The following is a 21,490-nucleotide window of genomic DNA, read 5'->3' as shown; positions in this document are numbered from 1 at the left end:
TGATGGATTCTGGCCGGAAGGAAGCCCCAATGCCCAATATGATCGCGATGGCGGTGCCGCATGCGGGCGGCAAATTCGAACGTATTGAGCGTGACATTCCCAACCCGGCTCCCGGCGAACTATTGATCGAGGTTCATGCCTGCGGCGTATGCCACAGCGATGCACTGACGGTCGAAGGTCATGTTCCCGGCATCGCATATCCGCGCGTTCCGGGACATGAAGTGATTGGAATTGTGGCTGCCGTTGGAAGCAATGTTGGCGGCTGGCAGGTCGGCGACCGTGCCGGGGTGGGCTGGTTCGGTGGCTCTTGCGGCCATTGCGTTCGCTGTCGCCGGGGCGAAGCCTTCGCATGTGAGGTCATACAGGCCGTTACCGGCGTCACCCGTGATGGTGGCTACGCGACCCACCTTGTTGCCGATGCCACCGCCGTTGCCCATGTCCCCACCGATCTCGACCAGATCGAATCCGCACCGCTCCTCTGTGCCGGGATCACTACCTTCAATGCGTTACGCAATTGCGGGGCGGGGCCTGGCGATCTCGTTGTCATTCATGGCGTCGGTGGGCTGGGTCATCTGGGCATTCAATTCGCCCGGCGGCTTGGCTTTTGCACCGTTGCGGTTAATCGCGGCCGCGGCAAGGAAGAACTCGCGCGGAAGCTGGGCGCCCATGACTATATCGACAGCGAGGATGGCGATGTCGCGCAGATATTGCAGCAGATGGGCGGCGCACGCGCGATCATTGCAACCGTTACCAGTGCGGACGCCATGCGGGCCATCGTGGGAGGGCTGGGCCCTAACGGCGTGATGATGGTGATCGGGGCAGTCGGAACCTTCCCGGTCGATACACTGGATCTGCTCGGCAAGCGCGCGGCGGTGAAGGGCTGGTATTCGGGCGTGGCCGCGGATTCCGAGGACACGCTCGCTTTCAGTAAACTCAACAACGTGAGTTCAATGAATGAAATCTTCCCGTTCGAGGAAGCCCAGGCGGCCTATGATCGCATGATGAGCGGCAAAGCCCGATTTCGCGTGGTGCTGAAAATGCGCTGATAATATCGGCAGTGGTTGGACGGCCGGACCGACGTCATCTTCGTGACCAGCAAGGAAGTTCGATCGGCCCTAGCGTGCGGCGGCGGCCTTCTGTTCCTGCGAACTGTCCACATCCCAGGCATGCAACGTGGGGAGGACTGACGAGGCGAACAGGCGAATAGCCGCTTCCTGCTGTGCGTGCGATCCGATCGTGAACACCAGATCGGTGACGCCGACGCCGCAGTCGCGCAGCGTCGCGAAGCGATCAATCACCGTTTCCGGAGACCCCAGGAAATAGGGCTGGAGGATCAGGGGAACGACCGGAGGGCCGCCCATGGTCTTCGACTGAATTCTCGACTGCTGCTCTGCCATTGCACCGAAATGTGCTTTCATGTGCTCAGCAGCCTGCTCGTCTGTCGGCGCGACATAGGCAAGGCCGCGATAGATCACATGGTCGGGCGTCGGCGTCCATCCGGCAACGGCCGCCCGTGCGTGATAGAGTTCCACCCAGTTCTTCACCACCTCGGGCGGAGCAAAGGAGAAGGCGATCCCTAAGCCGCGCTCGGCGGCGAAGGCGATCGACTCTTCACTGTTCCCCGATCCGTAGACCACCGGATGCGGTTGCTGTATCACACGAGGCCAGGTCGATATGGTGCTGAAATTATAGTGCTCGCCTTTCCAGGCGAACGGCTCCTTCTCGCGCCAGGCTTTCAGGATAAGGTCGATGCCCTCCTGGGTCATCCCACGGGTCTGGTCGGACGGTGTATCGTAAGTGCCATGTTCATTGGGGGTGCCGCGCAGGAACAGGGTCACCAACCGCCCGCCGGTGAGGATGTCGAGCATCGCCAGCTCTTCCGCCAGCCGCACTGGATTGTTGAGCGGCACGAGCGGGCCAAGAAGTGCGATTTTCGCGCGCTTGATGCGTTGGCTGGCGGCCGCCGCGAGCACAACGGGGTTAGGCGTCATCTGATAGGGTGCGTAATGATGCTCGGAAAAGCTGATCCAGTCGAAGCCCAAATCCTCTGCCAGGCAGCACAAATCCAGCCATCGTTCCACCGATGCCTGTGCCACCGATGGATCGCAATAGCTCGGAGAAGCGGGCCAAATCTCTATTCCTGGAGCCGGGCCGTCATAGGACGTCATCCCCAGAAATGAAACCTTCATCGCCGCTTCTCCCTACTGCTATACAATCGACCTATCACCTCAGATCGTCAATGTCGAACATAATTATGCATTATCCTTGAGGCAGTCCCTCATCGTTGATTCATGGCTTGAACCATGCCCATATAGTGATCCATGCGCCCGTCATGGGCAATGCCCAGCAGGCCAGCGAGCATCGACGCCGCCGGATTGTAGACTGCCACCTGATTGTCTGCAGGAAGAGCGCCCGCCTCGATGAGGATGTCCGCCGTCCGCGCTATGACGAGCGCCATCCGCAGAGCCGCCAGCACTTCAAAATAGGCTAGTTCGGCGACCGGACGGCCAAGGGCCCGTTCAAATATCGCAACCTGCTCATCCCGGTTCGGCATGCCCGCCGGGAGCGGATTCCCGGCGGCCAGCATCCGGTCCACCACGAACCACCAGCCCAGGTCAATTTCAGCGGGGCCGACGGATGCTGCTTCGAAATCCAGCGCTGCCGTGACCGACCCGTCCGGCCCAAACAGCAGATTGCCGGGATTGGAATCGCCCCAGAGCAGGCCGATGTCCGCCACGGGCGGCCGATTGTCTCGAAGGAAGGCCATCGCCTGATCGATGACCGGATGCGATTTTTTGCACGCCAGATTCCGCCATGCAGCGATCCAGCCCAGATAATGCTCCAGTCCCGGCGCGCCGTAGGGCGGTGACAGAAGGAAATCGAAGCCGTCGCGCCAGTCCAGGCGATTGATCTGCGCCATCGTCTCGAGCGATTGGCGCCATGCGCGGGCGCGCTCCGCCGGGTCCAGCTCGATCAGCAGACCGGCCACATGATAGCTGGGATATTGCGGCAAGGATGCGCCGTCCGTCTTGCACATCACCAGGAAAGGCGCGTCGAGAACCGTGCCTTCTACATCCCATCCCAGGATATCGGGCACCGGGACGCCTCGCTGGGCCAATGCCTCCATCATCCGGGCCTGTCGCTCGATCGAAGCGTCGAGAAAGATGTTCCTTCCCGGATGCTCGATCCGCAAGACGATATCCGCCGCGCCTTTTTCACTCTGAACGGACAGGAGCAGGGTATCTGCGGAAAAGCCGGTTTTCGGCTGCCCGATGCTGACGATATGACAGTTCGCACCAAGTTGCGTGTGCGACGAAAGCCACGCGTCCAGCCGCGACAAGTCGCGCCGCGTTTGAGCCATGCCTACCTCTTGCGTTCCGGCTGCGTTCAGCCGATTTTGACGACAAGTTTGCCGACCACCTCGCCCGACTGGCTGACGGCCAGTGCCTCACTGACGGCGTCGAGCGAATACTCTCCCGCGATCGGAATCTGGACCTGGCCACTCGCAACAAGGGCGGCCACGCTCCCCAGCGCTTCTGCGGTCGGGTGTCCGAAGACCATCATTCCCCGCACGCCGAGCGCTTGGGCATGTTCCTCGGACGGGGGCTGAACCAGGCTGACCAATATGCCGCCTTTTGCCAGCACGGGCCAGGACGCTTCCTGGGTAGCGCCTCCTACGCCGTCCAGCACGACATCCATCTGCCCCGCCTGGGTCGCCCAATCCTCTTCACGAACCAGCGCGATGTCGGCGCCAAGGCCACGAACATGGTCCTGCGTGGCCCGGGACGTCACCGCCGTAACATGGGCTCCGCGCGCTTTCGCCAACTGGATCGCCAGGCTGCCGACGCTGCCGGCCGCCGCGTGCACCAGAAGCCGCGTGCCAGCCTTTACTTCTGCCGTATCCAGCGCAACCGTCGCAGTGGCGGCGGCCACTGGCAGCGCGGCTGCCACGACCAAGGACATCCCATTTGGCACGCGGGCAAGCTGATCGACCTTGAGCAATGCGAACTCCGCAAAGCCGCCGGTTATGCCGGGTGACCCAAAGACCGCGTCGCCTATTGAAAGGCCTTGAACGTCCGCGCCCAACGCTTCGATTGTCCCAGCGGCATCATTTCCCAGCGTCGCGGGAAAGGTCAGCGGGGCCGCTTCTGCGAGATAACCTTCCCTGATCTTCCAATCGACCGGATTGACGCCAGCGGCCGCTACCTTCACCAGCACCTCTCCGGGCCCCGGACTCGGGATGGGCACGTCGACTATCTTCAGGACATCTGGCCCGCCATAGGCAGAAATCTGCGCTGCCCGCATGATCTTATCCTCTCAAATCCCCGCTCTTGGCCCGAGGCTATGAGGCGCGCACCGAAGGGTCAAGCGCATAATCATGCATGAACCCATTAATTATTTTCGATGGGCGGTCGGTCACGCCAAGGCGGCGAACTGCCGCATGCCGGCATCAGTCAGTCTGGATCGCTCTGGCAGGGCGACGCGGCGTTCTTTTCGGTTTTATCGAGGCATTGGGCTGCCGCGCCGTTGCCGCCGGGGCTTGAGGCTTTGGTGGCGAAGTCTCGTGAATCTGTTCTTCGATGAACTGGGACACTTTCTCGTAATTCTCAACGCTGAGCGCGACTACGCGATCAACGTCGCGGGCGAGGACGGCTTTCAATATCTGCTCATGATGCGGATTGAGGTCGAGCTCGAATTTCGCGAGCGACATATAGATCTGCCGGTATCTTGCATTTTGCGTATATAGAAGGCGCCAGGACCAGAGCAGCCATGGATTGTCGGCAGCCGCCAGCAGGGCTTCGTAAAAAGCCAGGCGTTCATTGGCGTAGGAATTGAGTTCTTCCTTGCCCTCCACCACCAGTTCCAGCGTCCGAAGGGCGCGGTGGTAGGCTGCGATCAGGTTGAGTTCCCATTCCAGATCGCCATTGACGATGGCGGCCCGCAAGCATGGCAGTTCGATCGCCATCAGCGCTTCTGTCAATTTGCGGAAGCCGGTCGTCGAGACCTGGGAAACCCGAAAGCCGCGATTGCGCTCGATTTCTACCAGCCCTTCGGCAGCCAGGCGCGAAAGCGCCTCTCGCACTGCAGCCTGGCTGAGCGTCAGCTTCTTTTGAAGCTGCGAGATGTTCAGCCGCACTCCGGGCGAGAGTCGACAGGAAATGATATCGGATCGCAAAATTGAATATGCGCGTCCGGTGATGCTGCTGTCTTCCATCCCATCGCCTTAGATCGAAGGCAAAAGGAGTTCAAGGGTATGCATAATATGCGGATTTCACGCGGATGGCCGACGGCGCGATCATCGGCCGTCCGCGTGAAGCGGTTCCTGCCTATTCGATGACGTCGCCCCGCCCGCTGGCTTCCAGAGCGATCATGTCGGCAAGTTGGGGCTGATGCGCGAGATGGCCGCCATCGCACTGAATGGTCTGCGCGGTGATGTAGCTGGACTCGTCGGCCGCCAGGAACGCTGCCAGCGCGGCAATATCTTCCGGTTCGCCCAGGCGCGGCGTGACGACGTGCCGATGGATCGTTTCCGCAAGGACCGGGAAGCCCTTCATTTGTTCGGTCAGGATGACGCCCGGGGCAATGGCGTTGCAGCGAATGCCCTGGCGACCGTGCTGAACGGCGATATATTTGGTCAGCGTGATCACGGCGCCTTTCGACGTGCCATAGGCGATACGCACATTGTCCCCGGCAAAGCCGGAATCGGATGCCGTGTTGATAATCGAACCCGTGCCGGCCTTTATCATGTGGGGGATGGCATAACGGCACCCGACCAATATGCCGCGCACATTGATCGCCATCGTCTTGTCCCACACCTCCAGCGGGATATCGATCGACGTTCTGTCCTGTACGTGCATCTTGTGATCGGTCAGCGCCGCATTGTTGAACAGAATGTCGAGCCTGCCGAATTTCTCGACCGTTTTGGCGATGGCGGCTTCGATCGAGGAGTCTTCACTTGCGTCATAGAACATGCCCACGGCATTGGGGCCAAGGGCATCGGCGACTGCCAGCGCCCGGTCTTCGAACAGATCCGCGACGACGACGCGCGCGCCCTCTGCAATGAACCGCTTTGCGCTCGCTGAGCCGAGCCCCCCGGCGCCGCCCGTTATGATCGCAACCTTGCCTTCAAGCCTGTTCATCTTCCTGCTCCTTTTTCTTTCTGAACCGTGAGTTGCAACCATCGGGTCGATTGCCGATCCGAAATGCAGCTATCCAATAAAGCCCAACGTGCCGGCTGCATGCACGAAAGGGATGATGCCCCTCTATATCCATTGCGCGGTCACTGGCGATTATGACGTTCCAAGCAGCCGGAAGGGCCGTGCGGAACGGTTGACATCATGCATAACAAATTTCATCATGCAATATACCGATAAATGCAGAAAAACCGGCAACAGGGAATGGCGGCGGTCCGGCAAGCCAACCGATGTTGAAAACGGACGCAAGGAGGCAAGGATGACGATAGCGCATGAGGTGCATGTGAAGGCATTTCTGGACGGCTTTCACGAGGGCCGGCCGGACTTCAAGAAGCTCCTCGATACATATTTCAGCGATGATGCTTTCTACCAGCCTTTGGTGCCCATGCGCGTGCCTTCGCGTGGTCGTGAGGCAATCCGGGCCGAACTGGAACGGCAATATGAGTTCTACAGCGACTGCGACTGCATCATCCATGCAATGGGTTCCAGCGATTCCCATGTCTTCACCGAGCGGACCGACACGGTCACGCTGAATCATGATAGCAGGCGTGTCGAAACGCGTCTGAATGCCGTGTTCGATATAGACGCCAATGGCAAAATCTGCGGCTGGCGCGAATATTATGACTCGGGCGATCTCATCAAGAAACTGGGTGTCACGATGGATCAGTTCGAGCAGATCATGGCGGCTGCCTGACCGCAAGAAACATACTGCACGGAAATGGAAGACGATCATGGGTACACAAGAGAATAAGCAGATCGTAACCCGTTGGCTCGAAGCCGTGAACAGCGGTCAGAATGAGAAGATCCTCGACCTGTTGACGGAGGATTTTCTATTCAAGACCATGGCGCGCAGCCCGGAATGGCTCAAATATCGTTGGAACAAGGAGCAGTTCGCTGCGGCGCCAGAGGCGCAGTCGACCTTGCTGGAATCGCCGATCAGGATGGAACAGGTAAATCTTATCGGTGACGGCGATCTTGTCGTATTGGAAGCGCAAACCGATGCCTATCTCAAAAACGGCAAGCATTATGACAATGCCTACAGCCTGATCTTCCAATTACGCGACGGGAAGATCGAGGAGGTGCGCGAATATAGCTGCAGCCACCTGGTGGTCGAATGTTTCGGTGAGTTCAATCCCGATAATCCCGCGGCGGCCCGGGCTGGCAAAGCGCTCACGGACTAGTCACCTGGAACTGAAGTAAGCTACATTGTATATGCTTCTTGTTGAGCGCAGGAGGCATGGATGGTCGGGCGTCAGGCGGACAAGTTGGTTTTGAGTGCAGCTGATCGCATGTTCCTGGAATCGCAGGTTCGGCGTCATAAGGCCCCGCGTTCACTATCGGACCGCTGCCGGATGGTACTGCTGTGCGCGGACGGGCTGCAGAGCAAGGAGGTTGCCGAGCGACTTGGGGTTCACGAGCATACGGTCGGCAAATGGCGTCGCCGTTTTGCGCAAGCCGGGATTGAAGGCCTGACCGACGAGTATCGGGCGGGCCGTCCGCGCACGGTGAGCGACGCGCAGGTGGCGCAGGTGATCGAGCGCACGCTGAACACCACGCCCAAGGACGCGACGCATTGGTCAATCCGTTCGATGGCAGCCGAGGTCGGACTATCGCACACCACCATCCGGCGCATCTGGGGCGCATTCGGTCTGCAGCCACATCGGTCGGAGACGTTCAAGCTGTCGAGCGATCCGCTGTTCGTCGACAAGGTGCAAGACATTGTCGGTCTTTACCTGTCGCCTCCGAACCGCGCGGTGGTGCTATGCGTAGACGAGAAATCGCAGATCCAGGCCCTCGATCGCGAGCAGCCGGTCCTGCCCATGGCGCCTGGTGTGCCCGAGCGGCGCACCCATACCTACGTCCGCAACGGCACGACATCGCTGTTCGCCGCGCTCGATATTGCCACCGGCGCCGTGATCGGAAAATGCTACAGGCGACATCGCGCGACCGAGTTCCTCGACTTTCTCAAGCAGATCGATGCAGCCATGCCTGAAGGCCTTGAGGTCCACCTCGTGATGGACAACTATGCCACTCACAAGACGCCCAGGATCAAGGCCTGGCTGGCACGCCGCCCGCACTGGCACGTACACTTCACGCCGACGTCGGCATCGTGGATCAATCAGGTCGAGCGCTGGTTCGCCGAGTTGACGCGCAAGCAGTTGCAGCGAGGCGTCCACCGATCAACGGCCGAACTCGAAGCCGATATCGTCGCTTTCATCACCGCTCACAACGAAAGACCCAAGCCCTACAAGTGGGTCAAATCCGCCGACGATATCCTCGCCTCGGTTAGGCGCTTCTGTCAGAAAACAATGAGCCGAACTTCGGATTCAGGTGACTAGGGGATAATCGACATTCTATTCCGGCGGGGTTGGAAATGGCGTTGGAGTGGGCATTTGCCTCGCTCCACAAATGCCTGAATGTCGATGCCTCCTAAATCCCCTTCAACTCCTGATCGGCCGATGCCGGATAGAGAGTGATCGGGACATTGTGGAAAGACGAGCCCAGATAATAAGCATGCCCGCCCGACCGCAATGCGCGTTCGCTGAGTGAGAATCCTGACTTTTCAAGCATGGCCCGCTGCCGTTCAACATCTTCGTAGATAAGGTCGATCGATGCCAAAGGTGGGTGGAATTCTGCATGAAAGGGGGAATGGCCCTCCACCAGTCGGACACGATGGGCGCCGCTCAGTCCGGCAGTGCCCAGACCCATAGGATCGCAAGGCACGAAGGTCATATCGAAAAAGCGTTCGAGATCCCGCGCGGTGTCCGCCATATTTTCCACCACCAACGTCACCGCGCCCACTTTGGGCAAGGGCGCCAATTCCAGTTCGGCGAATGGGCCCTGTTCGCGCATTTGCATCTCATTGTCGCCTGCCGTGCAGACCATCAGCGGAATATTATGAAAATCCCTGCCGAACAGATATTCGTTCGCCGCCGGCGCGGGCAGGAAATTGGTGACCACCGGCTGATAGCCCCCTGCAACAAGTCTGTCCGTAGTCGCATCGGCGCTGGTTACGTCCATGGCGACTTCAATCAGCCGCCCTTGACTTGCAAAGGGTAATTCCTCGTGCGGTTGAATGCCCATCAGGCCATGTTCGCCAAAGGCCACGCTGAACGCCGTGAATTGCTCGTCCAGCTTCGGGCTCACGAAATGGAGGCCCAACAGCGCCGCCGCGTCACGGGTGAAGGCATCAAGATCGTCGACCACCACCGCAATCCGGCAGAATTTTGGAACATAGGTCATATGCTTCCCTCTCCCAGCGCGTCACCGCGCGGCTTTGATCGTGGCCGCGCCATATTTATCTTACCGGGCGCGGCTTCTGAAGGGCTGGATGGGCAACTGTCCGGCCGTTTCAGTCTCAATATACAGCCGGCTTTTCAACCCACCAACAGGCGTTCCTCGCCTGTCACGAAGCTCAGCATTTCCCCCGGGCGCGAGAATTTTTCCTCATCCGGCCGTATCACGGCGAGATAATCCTCGTGGGTATACATGGCGATGAAGTCCTCCGCGTCGGCAAAGCCCATGTCGGCGGCCATCGGCACGAAGCGATATTGCGCCAGCCAGTCTCCCATCTCCAATGTCGGAGTGGGTCTGCCGTGAAACTGCGTATAGCGCGTCAGCATGTTCCACGTTTCCGGCACGGTCTGGGCCACGACGGGATGCACATTGGCCCAATAGCTCTGCGCTTCTTCCAGCGTCAGCGTGTCGACAATGTCGCCCGCTGCCAGAAATTTGACGACCGATCCCGAATCCGGTTTCGATGGCACGACCTTGGCCAGCCAGGCGACCCCATCTGCGGCGGAAACGATGCTCGCGGCGAGCGAGCGCAGCGCTGTATCCTGCGACAGCGCCTTCATCGCAGCCGCGGCATCTTCCGCCGTATCGAACCAAAACTCCGCCATGCCATCGAACTGAGGCGGAAAAACCGCTCTTACCTTCTCGCTCAGCGCCGTTGGCGGCACGTCGAGGATCAGTTTCCGCAATGTCCCCAGGTTCTGCAAAGCGTCCCTGATCGCAGGGACCAGTTCATCCTGCCAGCGCCGGGAAAACTGCGCCTCATCGAGCGCGCTCTGCCGGTTCACAAGTGTCGTCACTCTCCACATGGGGCTTATCCTCAAATCGACCGGTTGGCGGGATCGGCGGCGAAATTTTCCAGAACCTCGGAGAAATAGGGCATATGGTCGGTGATGCCACCATCGACGACCATGACCTGTCCAGTCATGAATCGACCATCGTCGGAGGCCAGAAATGCTACCGCGGCGGCGATGTCGCGCGGCGCGCCCAGATAGGGTGTCAGCTTGTGCTTTTCGATTCTGTCGAGTTGTTCCTGGGAATTGCTTTCGTAGACATTGGGAGTCACGACCAGGCCCGGCGAGACGACGTTGCACCGGATGCCCTGTTTGCCATATTGCGTCGCCGTATACAGGGTGAGGCAGTTGATCGCCGCCTTCGAAGATGCATAGGCCGGGCCATAGAGATCCCCGCGCAGCGCGGCGCCCGAACTGGTGTTGATGATCGACCCGCCGCCATTTTTGAGCATCAGCGGTATGCCGTGCTTTATCATCAGCATGGTGCCGCGCGTATTCACCAGAAATGCGCGATCCCAAATCTCCGCTGGCATGGCGGTTATGCCCATATCCAGCGCCATCTGCTCGCCGCGCGTATCGGCCGCATTATTGTGCAGGACATCCAACCGACCATGCTCAGCCTCAATCGCGGCGAAGAAGGCGATGATGCTCGATTCCTCGGCAAGATCAAGGTGGAGCGCGGTTGCCTTGCCGCCATCTGCAACAATGCTTTGGGCGACCTTGTTCGCGCTGGCGGTGTTGACGTCGCCTATGACGACTTGAGCGCCCTCGGCCGCAAGACGCCGGGCGCTGGCCTCACCGATGCCGCCCGATCCGGTGACGACCGCCACCTTGTTTGCCAAACGGTTCATGCTTTTCCTCTCCAGTCCACTTGCAGATCGCCTTTTGCGCGGTGTTCCTTTGCTTTACCGACATCCACCAGCCGTCCGTGTTCGGATCGTCATTCAATATGGTCGATGCCCCTGCCGATCATGCCAGTAAAAGGTCGCGGCATGGCTTTGGGGAAGTATGAAGATAATCTGCAACATACTCAATAGTGCATATTGGTGGTATTTTTGCTTTCTGAGTATCGCATTTATGAAATGCCGTGCGGTCGCTGACCGGATGCTGCGAACAGGCAGCAGATGCTCCCATGACCTTGCGCTGGATGCGGCATGACATGCCGGACCCGGCTCGTCGAACTGCCGGGCGCGGATGCTGGATATGGCCTTCGGGATCAAAGGCGGAAGAATGGGCCTTGATGGCCGCCGCGGGTCATTGTTCTTTCCGCAGCACAGATTCCGCCATCATGCCAAAGCCCACCCCGATGATCGACCAAAGAACCCCTTGCATGGCTATGGAGGCGACCCGAAAGTCCCATAGCACGGTCGCCGGGAAATCATTGGGCACCTCGTTGATCTCCGGCAAAACGGCCTGGGCTATGAAAACCGTCACGATATAAATGACGACGGCGCCGATGCTGCCGTTGAAGCCTCCGAATTTTTCGGCAAGGCCACGCCCAAGGCTGAAGGCGATGGCGAGAGCTGCCAACGACAGTCCGATTGCTGCAAAAAAAGCTGCGGTACGAAAGCCGACCGTTTCATGCAGGCCCACCGCTGGCGGCGTCGGTGGATATTTGAGCGCGGGCACCAGGGCGACGGCAAAAAATGCCGCGATGGCGAGCAACAGGGACAGGGTGCGTGGCCCGATCATGCCGATACGGCCGTAGGCGGCAGCGAAGACGAGTGAGAAAATACCCCCTACTGCCGCGCCGTAAAGCGTTATCGCCGTCAGGAGGCCCAGGCCTTTCTGTGTCGCGCGGCTGACCAACTCAGCTTCTTCCGGCACGCTCATGCTCGCCATGTCCGCATGCGCCATATGTTCGTGGGCAGTTGCGAACCCTATGGCCAGATCGATCGATGGCTCAGCGAAGGCGCGGGCGAACAGGGTGACAAGCACGGCTGCGATGATTCCCGCGATCATGCCGCGGATGAGAAGGCTTCTGCTCATGACGAATTCCGCCTCAAAGCGATGCCCAGGCGATCGGAATCGATCGCTGATCGGGAAATCGCGGTAAAATAGGGAATAGATGCGGCCGATCTGATGCAGTCGGATCGCAAACCGCTCTAGTGGCAGGGGAAGCCCAAAAGATGCCGACCGTCATGCACGAATTCGTGCACATACATACCCTTGAACAACGAAAAGGCGCCTTGTTCGGTGCTGACGAAATAGAGGAAGATCAGCGCCAGCAGCGTACCGAATATCGCCCAGGGCAGGATTTCGCGCAGTGGTATGGTGCTGCCGCCCTGCAGGGGGATGAAGATGTCTTCGGCAAATAGCGTCGTGGTGGCCATGATGATGCTCCTTTCGGGATTTTCGCGTCCCGCCGGTGTCCGTTCGCCCGAGGAAGGTCTGACTTTCACCCGCCCCCTCTCGACAGAGATAGGCAGCGGACGATAACAGTGGCGCGACCGTGCCGGAATCTCACCGGCTTCTTCCTCGACCTTGCCCGCACGACATAGGATGGAACCGGGCGCAGCGTCAACGTCTCCCGGGAGGATCGACTGATCAAGCGCCTGAACCTGCTCTGCCACGCGGCGACGCCATCTATGCGCGAAGGCGGTTTTCCGGCGCCCGGCGAAGCCGTCGATGAAGGAGGATCGCGCGCGACCGCTGGATTGCGCCTGCCCCGCCCAACCCCCAGGACTATCGTCACGAGTCCGATGGCTGCGGCGCAACAGACGGCCGATCTTTTGGGAGTGGCCGCGCAGGTCGAGCCGGCACTGCGGGACATCGATCATGGCGACTGGGCGGGACGCAGCTTCGCGGACATTCACGCGCGTGATCCAGGCGCCTTCGCTCGCTGGCTTGCCGATCCGGCACCCGGCGCGCCGGGCGGCGAAACGATGGCAATGCTTTTGTCGAGGGTCGGAGCATGGATGGATGGCATCGACGGGGATGTGCTCGCGATCACCCATCCCATGGTCATCAGGGCCGCGATCGGCGTTGCGCTCGACCTGCCGCAGCAGGCATTATTGCGAATAGACATCGCGCCGCTTTCCAGTGTCACCCTGTCGTTCAACCGTGGCTGGCGGCTTCAGGCACTCCGCCCCCTTTGACTGTCCGTATCCGTGGCGCTTGCGATCCGCCTGCATCTGGCATATTGGCTGCGCGTCCTTGCGGAAGGCTCCGGCTGGAATCGGGGACAATGATCGCGCTGGTGGCCTTGTGAGAGGCCTTAAAAGGGAATGCGGTGCGGATGGATGCATCCATCCAATGCCGCGGCTGTCCCTGCAACTGTAAGTGGCGAGTGCGATGTACATGTGCGGACGGACATAACGACCCGAACCGCCAGCCACTGGGCCGGACGCTAAGTCATGCGAGGCCTGGGAAGGCCGTGCATCAAGCGATGACCCATGAGCCAGGAGACCTGCCGGCGTCTGGTCGCTCTTGCCCTGGCCCAGGGGATGGCCGTGGCACGGTGAACTCCGTCTGAGCGACGAACGCGCGGCAGGGGCCGCATCGGAGACGTGCGTCGGCCGCCCATTGGCGTCCGGTCGCCGCGCGTGCCGACCGTTCGTGAACGGCACGCCCCTGTCCAACGTCGATTGGACGCCGACGGGGGACTGTCTTGAACCATATCATCCTATCGCGGCTGGCTTTTGCCGCCGTTCTTTCTTTCACCGCGACACCGGCGCAGGCCGAAACCAGCGACGATGCGGACGGCATCGTCGTTACTGGCAAGAGCCTGGAAGAGCTGCTGCCCCAGCAACTGTCCCGCTATGGCAGCGATATCGAGACTGTTACGGACAAGCAGGTGCGCGACGGCGGATATGTCGATGTTGCGCGCGCGCTGCAGACGGTGCCGGGTCTCTATATCATGCCGGGTTCCGGGCCGTTCAGCTATGTCGATATCTCACTCCAGGGGTCGCGCACGCAGGACGTGCTGTGGACGGCCGACGGCATCCGCCTGAACAACCGGCTTTATGGCAGCACCTCGCCCAACGACACGCTGCCCGCCAGCATGATCGAGCGCATCGAGGTGCTGAAGGGTGGCGAGAGCCTCTTCTACGGCACGCAGGCGGCGGCTGGTGTCATCAATGTCGTGACGCGCAGCTTCACCGATTCCTTCAACGGACAGGTGAATGGCAGCGTCGACAGTCGCTCCGGCGTCAATCTCGACGGCTATGCGCGGGGCAGCATCGGCGATCACAAGTTCGTGGTCTATGCCTCCCGCAACCAGGCGGAAGGGTATCGCCCCTACAGCGTCATGCAGCCCAGCGCGACCGACCGGAAGCGCGGCTATCGCCTGTGGTCGGTAGGCGGCAAATATCAGTTCGATTTCACGCCAGACCTGCGTCTCAACCTGCAATATCAGCACACGGAAGCGAAACTCGACAATCTGAGCGCCTCGCGCGTCAACACAAGCCGCAACGACCGCAATGAAGAGATTGCGAGCGCTCGCCTCGATTATACCGGAAGCGACACGATCCAGTTCTTCCTCAAGGGCTATTTTCACGACTGGAAGACGGCCTATGTCCAGATACTCAATCCTATTCCAGCCGGACCGCCGATCGTGGTTTATCCGGCTGGCACCTTCTGGGGCTATCAGGACTATGGCGGCAGCGCGGTCGTAAAACTGCATCCGCACCGCGGCCTTGAATATCTGATCGGCTATGATTTCCAGAATTTCAACGGCCGCGACGACGTGTTGCTGATCGGCAAGATCAGCGAACAGGTGCATGCCGGCATCCTTCAGGTCCGTACCACCGATGAAATCAGTGACCGAGGCCGGATCGCGGCTGGAGCGCGCTATAATGAAAGCGGCGGTGCGAAGAAGACGATCTGGAACGTCAGCGGCCGTTTCGACATCAGCGACACCCTCTATGTCGAGGGCATTGGCGGCACATCCTTCATCCTGCCTGATGCATCGTCGCTCTATGGCATCGACCCGTGCTGTGAGATCGGCAATCCGAACCTGAGGCCGGAGCAGAGCCTGAACATCAATCTGACCGTAGGTGGAGTTTTTCCGCTGGCGGGTGGTGCGCTCAACTGGAAGACGACCTATTTCCAGCGCAGGATCACCAACCTCATCGACACATATTATGGTGATCCAGCCTTTCCCAATGGCACGTTCATCAATGTCGATACCCGCGTGAAGGTGCGCGGCGCCGAGTTCCAGATCGACGCGACGCTGGCGCAGGCCTGGCATATCAATGCGAGCTATACCTATACCCGGGCTCGCGACGGAGGTTCGACAACCCAGCGCGACAGAACGCCCCGGCAATATGCCAAGGGCGCTATTGCCTATGCGCCGGAAGACTTGCCCTTCGGTGCCAATGTCGCGGTGAACTGGGTCGGCGACGCCTATTCCTCGCCCTTTGGCTTCCCGCGCCAGAACTATGGCAATTACACGACCCTCGACATCGGCGCGCATCTTTATGTCGACGGCGCGGCGCGGCGGCATCGCTTCGGCGTGAATGTGGAAAACGCCACCGGCAAAGAATATGCGACGCGCGGTTTGGGATCGGCTCCCGCCGATGCGGGCGGGCGCTTTCTTTATTTCCTGCGCGGCGTGCCCCGGACGCTCCGGGTCAGTTACGGCCTGAGTTTCTGACGCTGTAATGCTCCGCTCGTTTCTCTTCCTCCATCGCTGGTCCCGCTTATTGCGGGGCAGCGGCGTCCCGCCACTTCCCGCTGCGGTAACCTTTGTCACAGGGATGGCGTTCGCAAGGCCGGGCGCAATTCCCGGGCCGAGCGCGGCAGGAGGAGACGCGAGCGGCAAATCCACCGTCACCCATGCCCCCATCCAACAAGGAGCGAATGCTTGAGCAAGATACCCACCACGGTGATCACCGGTTTTCTGGGCGCGGGCAAGACCACGCTCATCCACCATCTCCTCCAGAATGCGAAGGGCCGCAGGCTGGCGCTGATCGTCAATGAGTTTGGCGATGTCGGGGTCGATGGCGAATTGCTGCGCGGCTGCAATGAGGAAGCCTGCCCCGAAGACGACATCGTGGAACTGGCCAATGGCTGCATCTGCTGCACCGTCGCCGACGATTTTCTTCCGACCATGCAAAAGCTGCTCGACCGGCCCAGCCCGCCCGAACATATCATCATCGAAACATCGGGTCTCGCATTGCCCAAGCCGCTGGTGAAGGCTTTCCAATGGCCCGACATCCGAACTCGCGCGACCGTGGACGGCGTGGTGGCGCTCATCGACGCCGATGCCGTCGCCGCTGGCCGGTTCGCGACCGACGAAGCGGCACTGGCCCTCGCCCGCGCTGCCGATCCGTCACTCGATCATGACAGCCCGCTGGAGGAACTGTACGAGGATCAACTCGCCTGCGCCGATCTCGTCATTCTCAACAAATCCGACCTGGTCGATGACGATACGCTGAGCCGGATCGAGAGCGATATATCGTGCGACACCCGCGACGGCGTGAAGATCGTGCGGGCCGATCATGGCGCGGTCGATGCCAGCATATTGCTCGGACTGTTCGCTGGCGCCGAGAATGATCTGGAGGCCCGTCCATCGCATCACGATGCCGAGCCGGACCACGATCATGACGATTTCGATAGCTTCGTCGTCAGGGGCGGCGAGGTCGCCAGCATCGATCCGCTTCTCGCGGCCATGACGCCCCTGATCGCAGCTCACGACATCCTGCGCGTCAAGGGCATTATCGCGATTGAAGGCCGTCCGGCACGGATGGTGATCCAGGCGGTAGGCCCGCGTATTCAGCACCATTTCGACCGCGCGTGGAAGTCCGAAGAGGCGCGCATCTCGCAACTGGTCGTGATCGGCCAGAAGGGCCTCGACCAAGCCGCCATCGAAAACGCTCTGACGGCGGTGCTCCTCTGATGCACCTGCTGGCCGCCACGCCGGGAAGCGTCTCCAATGGCGATGAGGCGATCGACCTTGGGCAATCGCCCGGCGAGATCATAGTCCTGACGGTGGCGGACAGCGAACTGGCCTGCTTCGCCAAGGCGGCGTCCATGCTCGGTGGCGAGGCGCCGTCGATCCGGCTCGCCAACCTGTTGCAGCTCAAGCATCCCTATTCGGTCGATCTCTATGTCGAAAAGGTGATCGCCCACGCCCGCTTCCTGTGCGTCGTCCTGTTGGGAGGCAAGGCTTACTGGCCCTATGGCGTCGACGAGATCGCACGGGTCGCGCGTGAGAAAGGGATCGCCTTTGCCGCCATCGCCGATGGGCGCGAACCCGATCCGTCACTCAATGCCGCCTCCACGGTGCCCCGGGAGGTTAGCGAAAGACTGCGGGATTATCTGCGCCAGGGCGGCGTCGCCAATGCCGTCAGCTTCCTGCGCCATGCCGCGCGGCTGATCGGCCGCGACATCGGTCCGCCCGATGATCCCGTGCCCGTTGCCGACGCAGGGCTTTATCTTGCGGGTGTCGAACGTCCGACGCTGGACGATGTGCGGGCGGGCTGGACCGACGGGCGGCCGGTGGCGTTGCTCTGCTTCTATCGTGCGCTGATGATGGCGGGCACGCTCGATGCCGTCGATGCCCTGGTGGCCGCGCTGGCGAGCCGGGGGCTGAACGTCCTTGCGGTCCATGTCCGGGCACTGCGCGAACCCTTCGCGATCGACTGGTTGCGGGGCCTTATCGCGGCGATAAAGCCCGACATCATTGTGAACGCAACCTCTTTCGCGGCCTCGTCGCCCGGCGAAAGTCGTGTCGCAGGGATCCTTGAAGATGCCGACTGCCCTATCCTCCAAACGGTGTTCGCCGGTGTGGAGCAAGGCAATTGGGCCGACAGTCCCCGGGGTTTGGGGCCCCGCGATCTCGCCATGAATGTCGCGCTGCCCGAGGTGGACGGCCGCCTCTTCACCCGCGCTGTCGCCTTCAAGGCGGTCGAGCGGTTCGATGAAAGGACGCAATGCGGCATCGTGGTACCGCGGGTCGCGCCCGACCGCGTGGCTTTCGTTGCCGATCTTGCAGCCAACTGGGCCGCCCTGCGGCGCACGCCCGTGCCGGAGCGGCGCGTCGCGCTGGTCCTTGCCAACTATCCCAATCGCGACGGCCGGATCGGTAATGGCGTCGGCCTCGACACGCCCGCCAGCGCGGCCGCCATCCTCACGGCGCTTCGAGAAGCCGGATATAGCGTCGGTGACGCTCCGGAAGACGGCGCGGCGCTGATGGCGGTCATGATGGGTGGCGTGACCAATGCGCCCATATCAATGAATCGTCAGCACGAAGTCAGTCTGCCGCTCGCCGATTATCATGTTGCGTTCGACGCTCTGCCCGGTGAGGTCCGCGATGCCGTGACAGAGCAGTGGGGCGCCCCGCAGGACGACCCCTTCGTTCGCGAGGATGCCTTTCATCTGCCCGTTCATCGCTTCGATCATGTCGTCGTCGCGGTGCAACCGGCGCGCGGCTACCATGTCGATCCCAAGGCGACTTATCATGACCCGGCGCTGGTGCCGCCGCACGCTTATCTCGCCTTCCACTTCTGGCTCCATCGCGCATTTGGCGCGCAAGCCGTCGTTCATGTCGGCAAGCATGGCAATCTCGAATGGCTGCCCGGCAAGGCGCTGGCGCTGTCGGGCACCTGTTTCCCTGAAATCTGCGCTGGTCCGGTGCCGCAGCTCTATCCCTTCATCGTCAATGATCCGGGTGAAGGCACGCAGGCGAAACGCCGGATCGGCGCCGCCATCATTGATCATCTGACGCCGCCCCTGACCCGCGCCGAAAGCTATGGCCCGCTCAAGGCGCTGGAGGTGCTGGTCGATGAATATTATCTCGCCGCCGGGATGGACCCACGGCGGATCAACCATCTCAGGATGGAAATCCTCGATCTTGCCCGGTCGCAAGGCCTCGATGCGGACGCGGGCGCCGTGGGCGACGGTGACGCAGCGCTCGCGGCGCTCGACAATTATCTGTGCGAATTGAAGGAAATGCAGATCCGTGACGGGTTGCATATCTTTACCCGGTCGCCGGAGGGGCGGCTGCGCGCCGACCTTCTCATCGCCCTGTCGCGAACGCCGCGCGGTCATGATCATGCAGGACAGGCATCGTTGCTTCGTGCGATGGCGGATGATCTGGCGCTTGGTTTCGATCCGCTGGATTGCACCATGGGCGAGGCTTGGACCGGCCCCAAACCGGATAGATTGGCGCGCATGTCCGACGCCCACTGGCGCACGAAGGGCGATACGATCGAGCGCCTCGAACTGCTCGCCGTAACGTTGGTGGACGGTGCGCTGCCAACGGGTCCGGCGTCGGCGGCGGTCATGCGGTCGGTGCTTGGCGATCTGGCGTTGCGCGTCGATGCCTGTGGCGCGGCCGAGAAATCGGCGTTGCTGGCGGGCCTGGACGGGCGCTTTATCATGCCCGGCCCCTCCGGCGCGCCGACACGCGGGCGGCCCGATGTCCTGCCGACGGGGCGCAATTTCTACTCGGTGGACACTCGTTCGGTCCCCACCGCCACCGCCTGGGAACTGGGCCGCCGCTCCGCGCAATTGTTGATCGACGATTATCTCCAGCGCGAGGGAGAATATCCCAAGGCCATGGCGCTGTCCGCCTGGGGCACGGCAAACATGCGAACCGGCGGCGACGACATCGCCCAGGCGCTGGCTCTCATGGGCGTGCGCCCGCGCTGGGACTGGACGTCGGGCCGCGTGATCGGTTTCGAGGTCATGAAACTGGCCGAGATCGATCGCCCCCGCGTCGACGTCACCTTCCGCGTTTCGGGTTTCTTTCGCGATGCCTTTCCCGAGCAGATCGACCTGCTCGATTCGGCGGCGCGCGCGGTCATGGCGCTGGACGAACCGCAGGAGGATAATCCTGCCGCCGCCCGTCATCGCGCCGAGACCGCGCGCCTGATCGATGAAGGGAATGACGCGAAGGCGGCCGCTCTGCGCGCCGGTTTCCGCATATTCGGGTCGAAGCCCGGTGCCTATGGCGCGGGCCTCCAGGCGATGATCGACGAGAAAATCTGGCATGATCGGGCGGACCTCGCCAATGTCTATCTCGACTGGGGCAGCTATGCCTATGGTGCGGGCGTCGAGGGCGATGCGGAGCGCGAACTGTTCACCGCGCGTCTGACTGAGGCCGATGCCGTGATACAGAATCAGGACAATCGTGAACACGACCTGCTCGACAGCGATGATTATTACCAGTTTGAGGGCGGCATCGCCTCGGCGGTGGAGCATCTCTCGGGCAAGCGTCCGCGCGCCTATCACAACGATCACAGCCGTCCAGAACGCCCGGTAATCCGGACGCTGGAGGACGAAATCGGCCGTGTCGTTCGCGCCCGCGTCACAAATCCCAAATGGATCGCCGGCGTCATGCGCCACGGCTACAAGGGCGCGTTCGAGATCGCCGCGTCGGTGGATTACCTCTTCGCTTTCGCCGCGACGACCCCTGCGGTCCGCGACCATCATTTCGACGCCGTCCACGCCGCCTTTATCGAGGATGAGGCGGTGCGCGCCTTCATGGCGGAGGCCAATCCCGCGGCCCTTCGCGAAACCGCGGCCCGGCTCGCCGAGGCGCTGGAGCGCGGCATGTGGAAACCCAGATCCAACAGCGCGGGCCTGTTGCTCGCCAACCTTGCAGGAGCATGACGATGGTTGAACGCACCGAAGAGCGGCACGCCGAGAAGATGAAGAAGAAGCAGGCCGCGCATGACAAGATCGTCGCCGCCAAGACGATCGAGAAAGGCCTGCTGGTCGTCCACACCGGCAAAGGCAAGGGCAAGACGACGGCGGCGCTCGGCATGGTCGTGCGCGCCATTGGTCACGGCAAGAAGGTTGGCGTGGTCCAGTTCGTCAAGGGCGCGATGGCGACCGGGGAGAAGGCTGTATTCGACGCCTTCCCGGGGCATGTGGAATTCAAGCCGATGGGCGAGGGGTTCACCTGGGACACGCAGGACCGCGCCCGCGACATCGCCGTTGCGCGTGAGGCGTGGGAAGAGGTCAAGCGCATGATCCGCGACCCGGCCTATGATATGGTGCTGGCCGATGAACTCAACATCGTCCTGCGCTACGATTATCTGCCGCTTGACGAGGTTCTGGAGGTGCTTGGCGGGAAGCCGGAGATGACCCACGTCATCGTGACCGGCCGCAATGCGCCCGAAGCCCTGATGGAGGCTGCCGATCTCGTGACGGAGATGACCCTGATCAAGCACCCCTTTCGCAGCGGCGTGAAGGCGCAGGCCGGAATCGAATTTTAATCAACGCTTGCGTGGGGGGCGAAGAAGCGGACGGCCGGTT

20 protein-coding genes and 2 riboswitches are annotated in these 21,490 nt (G+C 61.3%); of the genes, 10 read left to right on the top strand and 10 right to left on the bottom strand.

The window, feature by feature from the left end:
* Positions 1 to 29 precede the first annotated feature (29 nt).
* Positions 30 to 1,046 (top strand): alcohol dehydrogenase catalytic domain-containing protein, encoded by a 1,017-nt coding sequence (locus tag LDB26_RS16475; protein ID WP_062061661.1) that lies wholly within the window; start codon positions 30 to 32, stop codon positions 1,044 to 1,046.
* A gap of 69 nt (positions 1,047 to 1,115) precedes the next feature.
* On the opposite strand, the gene LDB26_RS16470 is transcribed toward LDB26_RS16475, so the two are convergent.
* The 5 genes from LDB26_RS16470 to LDB26_RS16450 form a co-directional block, all read right to left on the bottom strand.
* On the bottom strand, positions 1,116 to 2,189 hold the full coding sequence (locus LDB26_RS16470; RefSeq protein WP_062061658.1) for an LLM class flavin-dependent oxidoreductase: 1,074 nt from the start codon (positions 2,187 to 2,189) through the stop codon (positions 1,116 to 1,118).
* A gap of 89 nt (positions 2,190 to 2,278) precedes the next feature.
* Positions 2,279 to 3,361, bottom strand: coding sequence for a phosphotransferase family protein (locus LDB26_RS16465; protein ID WP_257539224.1), 1,083 nt, complete (start codon positions 3,359 to 3,361; stop codon positions 2,279 to 2,281).
* 26 nt (positions 3,362 to 3,387) lie between these two features.
* Positions 3,388 to 4,305 (bottom strand): NADP-dependent oxidoreductase, encoded by a 918-nt coding sequence (locus LDB26_RS16460; protein ID WP_257539223.1) that lies wholly within the window; start codon positions 4,303 to 4,305, stop codon positions 3,388 to 3,390.
* Positions 4,306 to 4,450: 145 nt separating this feature from the next.
* Positions 4,451 to 5,215, bottom strand: coding sequence for a GntR family transcriptional regulator (locus LDB26_RS16455; RefSeq protein ID WP_257539222.1), 765 nt, complete (start codon positions 5,213 to 5,215; stop codon positions 4,451 to 4,453).
* Between the two features lie 112 nt (positions 5,216 to 5,327).
* Entirely contained in the window at positions 5,328 to 6,140 is an 813-nt protein-coding gene (locus tag LDB26_RS16450) for an SDR family NAD(P)-dependent oxidoreductase (RefSeq protein WP_062061646.1), read from the bottom strand.
* A 313-nt stretch (positions 6,141 to 6,453) separates the two neighbouring features.
* Here LDB26_RS16450 and LDB26_RS16445 point away from each other — a divergent pair, with 313 nt between their 5' ends.
* The 3 genes from LDB26_RS16445 to LDB26_RS16435 are packed head-to-tail and all read left to right on the top strand — an operon-like array spanning position 6,454 to position 8,533.
* A complete protein-coding gene (locus tag LDB26_RS16445) occupies positions 6,454 to 6,888 on the top strand; it encodes a nuclear transport factor 2 family protein (RefSeq protein WP_257539221.1) in 435 nt (144 codons plus the stop codon).
* Positions 6,889 to 6,925: 37 nt separating this feature from the next.
* Positions 6,926 to 7,375 carry a nuclear transport factor 2 family protein gene (locus LDB26_RS16440; protein ID WP_062061639.1) on the top strand — a complete coding sequence of 150 codons (450 nt, stop codon included), beginning with the start codon at positions 6,926 to 6,928 and terminating at the stop codon, positions 7,373 to 7,375.
* 60 nt (positions 7,376 to 7,435) lie between these two features.
* Complete coding sequence (locus LDB26_RS16435) at positions 7,436 to 8,533, top strand: IS630 family transposase (protein WP_019052766.1); 1,098 nt, start codon at positions 7,436 to 7,438, stop codon at positions 8,531 to 8,533.
* A 91-nt stretch (positions 8,534 to 8,624) separates the two neighbouring features.
* Here LDB26_RS16435 and LDB26_RS16430 read toward each other — a convergent pair whose 3' ends face one another.
* The 4 genes from LDB26_RS16430 to LDB26_RS16415 all read right to left on the bottom strand — a co-directional run bounded on the left by LDB26_RS16430 (position 8,625) and on the right by LDB26_RS16415 (position 12,220).
* Entirely contained in the window at positions 8,625 to 9,437 is an 813-nt protein-coding gene (locus LDB26_RS16430; protein ID WP_257539220.1) for a hypothetical protein, read from the bottom strand.
* Between the two features lie 134 nt (positions 9,438 to 9,571).
* Positions 9,572 to 10,297, bottom strand: coding sequence for an EthD domain-containing protein (locus LDB26_RS16425; protein WP_062061633.1), 726 nt, complete (start codon positions 10,295 to 10,297; stop codon positions 9,572 to 9,574).
* Between the two features lie 11 nt (positions 10,298 to 10,308).
* On the bottom strand, positions 10,309 to 11,133 hold the full coding sequence (locus tag LDB26_RS16420; RefSeq protein ID WP_257539219.1) for an SDR family NAD(P)-dependent oxidoreductase: 825 nt from the start codon (positions 11,131 to 11,133) through the stop codon (positions 10,309 to 10,311).
* 403 nt (positions 11,134 to 11,536) lie between these two features.
* Complete coding sequence (locus LDB26_RS16415; protein ID WP_257542173.1) at positions 11,537 to 12,220, bottom strand: CbtA family protein; 684 nt, start codon at positions 12,218 to 12,220, stop codon at positions 11,537 to 11,539.
* Between LDB26_RS16415 and LDB26_RS16410 the strand changes: the two genes are divergently transcribed.
* Positions 12,131 to 12,343 carry a hypothetical protein gene (locus LDB26_RS16410; RefSeq protein ID WP_257542232.1) on the top strand — a complete coding sequence of 71 codons (213 nt, stop codon included), beginning with the start codon at positions 12,131 to 12,133 and terminating at the stop codon, positions 12,341 to 12,343. The two genes, LDB26_RS16415 and LDB26_RS16410, sit on opposite strands and share 90 nt — an antisense overlap.
* 44 nt (positions 12,344 to 12,387) lie before the next feature.
* On the opposite strand, the gene LDB26_RS16405 is transcribed toward LDB26_RS16410, so the two are convergent.
* Positions 12,388 to 12,615 carry a CbtB domain-containing protein gene (locus LDB26_RS16405; RefSeq protein ID WP_062061625.1) on the bottom strand — a complete coding sequence of 76 codons (228 nt, stop codon included), beginning with the start codon at positions 12,613 to 12,615 and terminating at the stop codon, positions 12,388 to 12,390.
* A gap of 31 nt (positions 12,616 to 12,646) precedes the next feature.
* Positions 12,647 to 12,810, bottom strand: a riboswitch (cobalamin riboswitch).
* 60 nt (positions 12,811 to 12,870) lie between these two features.
* Here LDB26_RS16405 and LDB26_RS16400 point away from each other — a divergent pair.
* The 5 genes from LDB26_RS16400 (at position 12,871) to cobO (ending at position 21,450) form a co-directional block, all read left to right on the top strand.
* Positions 12,871 to 13,380 carry a histidine phosphatase family protein gene (locus LDB26_RS16400; protein WP_257539218.1) on the top strand — a complete coding sequence of 170 codons (510 nt, stop codon included), beginning with the start codon at positions 12,871 to 12,873 and terminating at the stop codon, positions 13,378 to 13,380.
* An 82-nt stretch (positions 13,381 to 13,462) separates the two neighbouring features.
* A riboswitch (cobalamin riboswitch) is annotated at positions 13,463 to 13,714 on the top strand.
* Positions 13,715 to 13,901: 187 nt separating this feature from the next.
* Positions 13,902 to 15,878 (top strand): TonB-dependent receptor plug domain-containing protein, encoded by a 1,977-nt coding sequence (locus tag LDB26_RS16395; protein ID WP_373886212.1) that lies wholly within the window; start codon positions 13,902 to 13,904, stop codon positions 15,876 to 15,878.
* Positions 15,879 to 16,088: 210 nt separating this feature from the next.
* Positions 16,089 to 17,123, top strand: coding sequence for a cobalamin biosynthesis protein CobW (gene cobW, locus LDB26_RS16390; protein WP_257539214.1), 1,035 nt, complete (start codon positions 16,089 to 16,091; stop codon positions 17,121 to 17,123).
* Positions 17,123 to 20,842 (top strand): cobaltochelatase subunit CobN, encoded by a 3,720-nt coding sequence (gene cobN, locus LDB26_RS16385; RefSeq protein ID WP_257539212.1) that lies wholly within the window; start codon positions 17,123 to 17,125, stop codon positions 20,840 to 20,842. The genes cobW and cobN overlap by 1 nt, the downstream gene beginning before the upstream one ends.
* A 2-nt stretch (positions 20,843 to 20,844) precedes the next feature.
* Positions 20,845 to 21,450 carry a cob(I)yrinic acid a,c-diamide adenosyltransferase gene (gene cobO / locus LDB26_RS16380; protein WP_062061612.1) on the top strand — a complete coding sequence of 202 codons (606 nt, stop codon included), beginning with the start codon at positions 20,845 to 20,847 and terminating at the stop codon, positions 21,448 to 21,450.
* Positions 21,451 to 21,490 lie beyond the last annotated feature (40 nt).

Origin of the sequence: Sphingobium sp. CFD-1 (assembly GCF_024611115.1) — a bacterium.
GTDB classification, from domain to species: Bacteria; Pseudomonadota; Alphaproteobacteria; order Sphingomonadales; family Sphingomonadaceae; genus Sphingobium; species Sphingobium baderi_A.
This window is presented reverse-complemented; position numbering and strand designations above follow the sequence as displayed.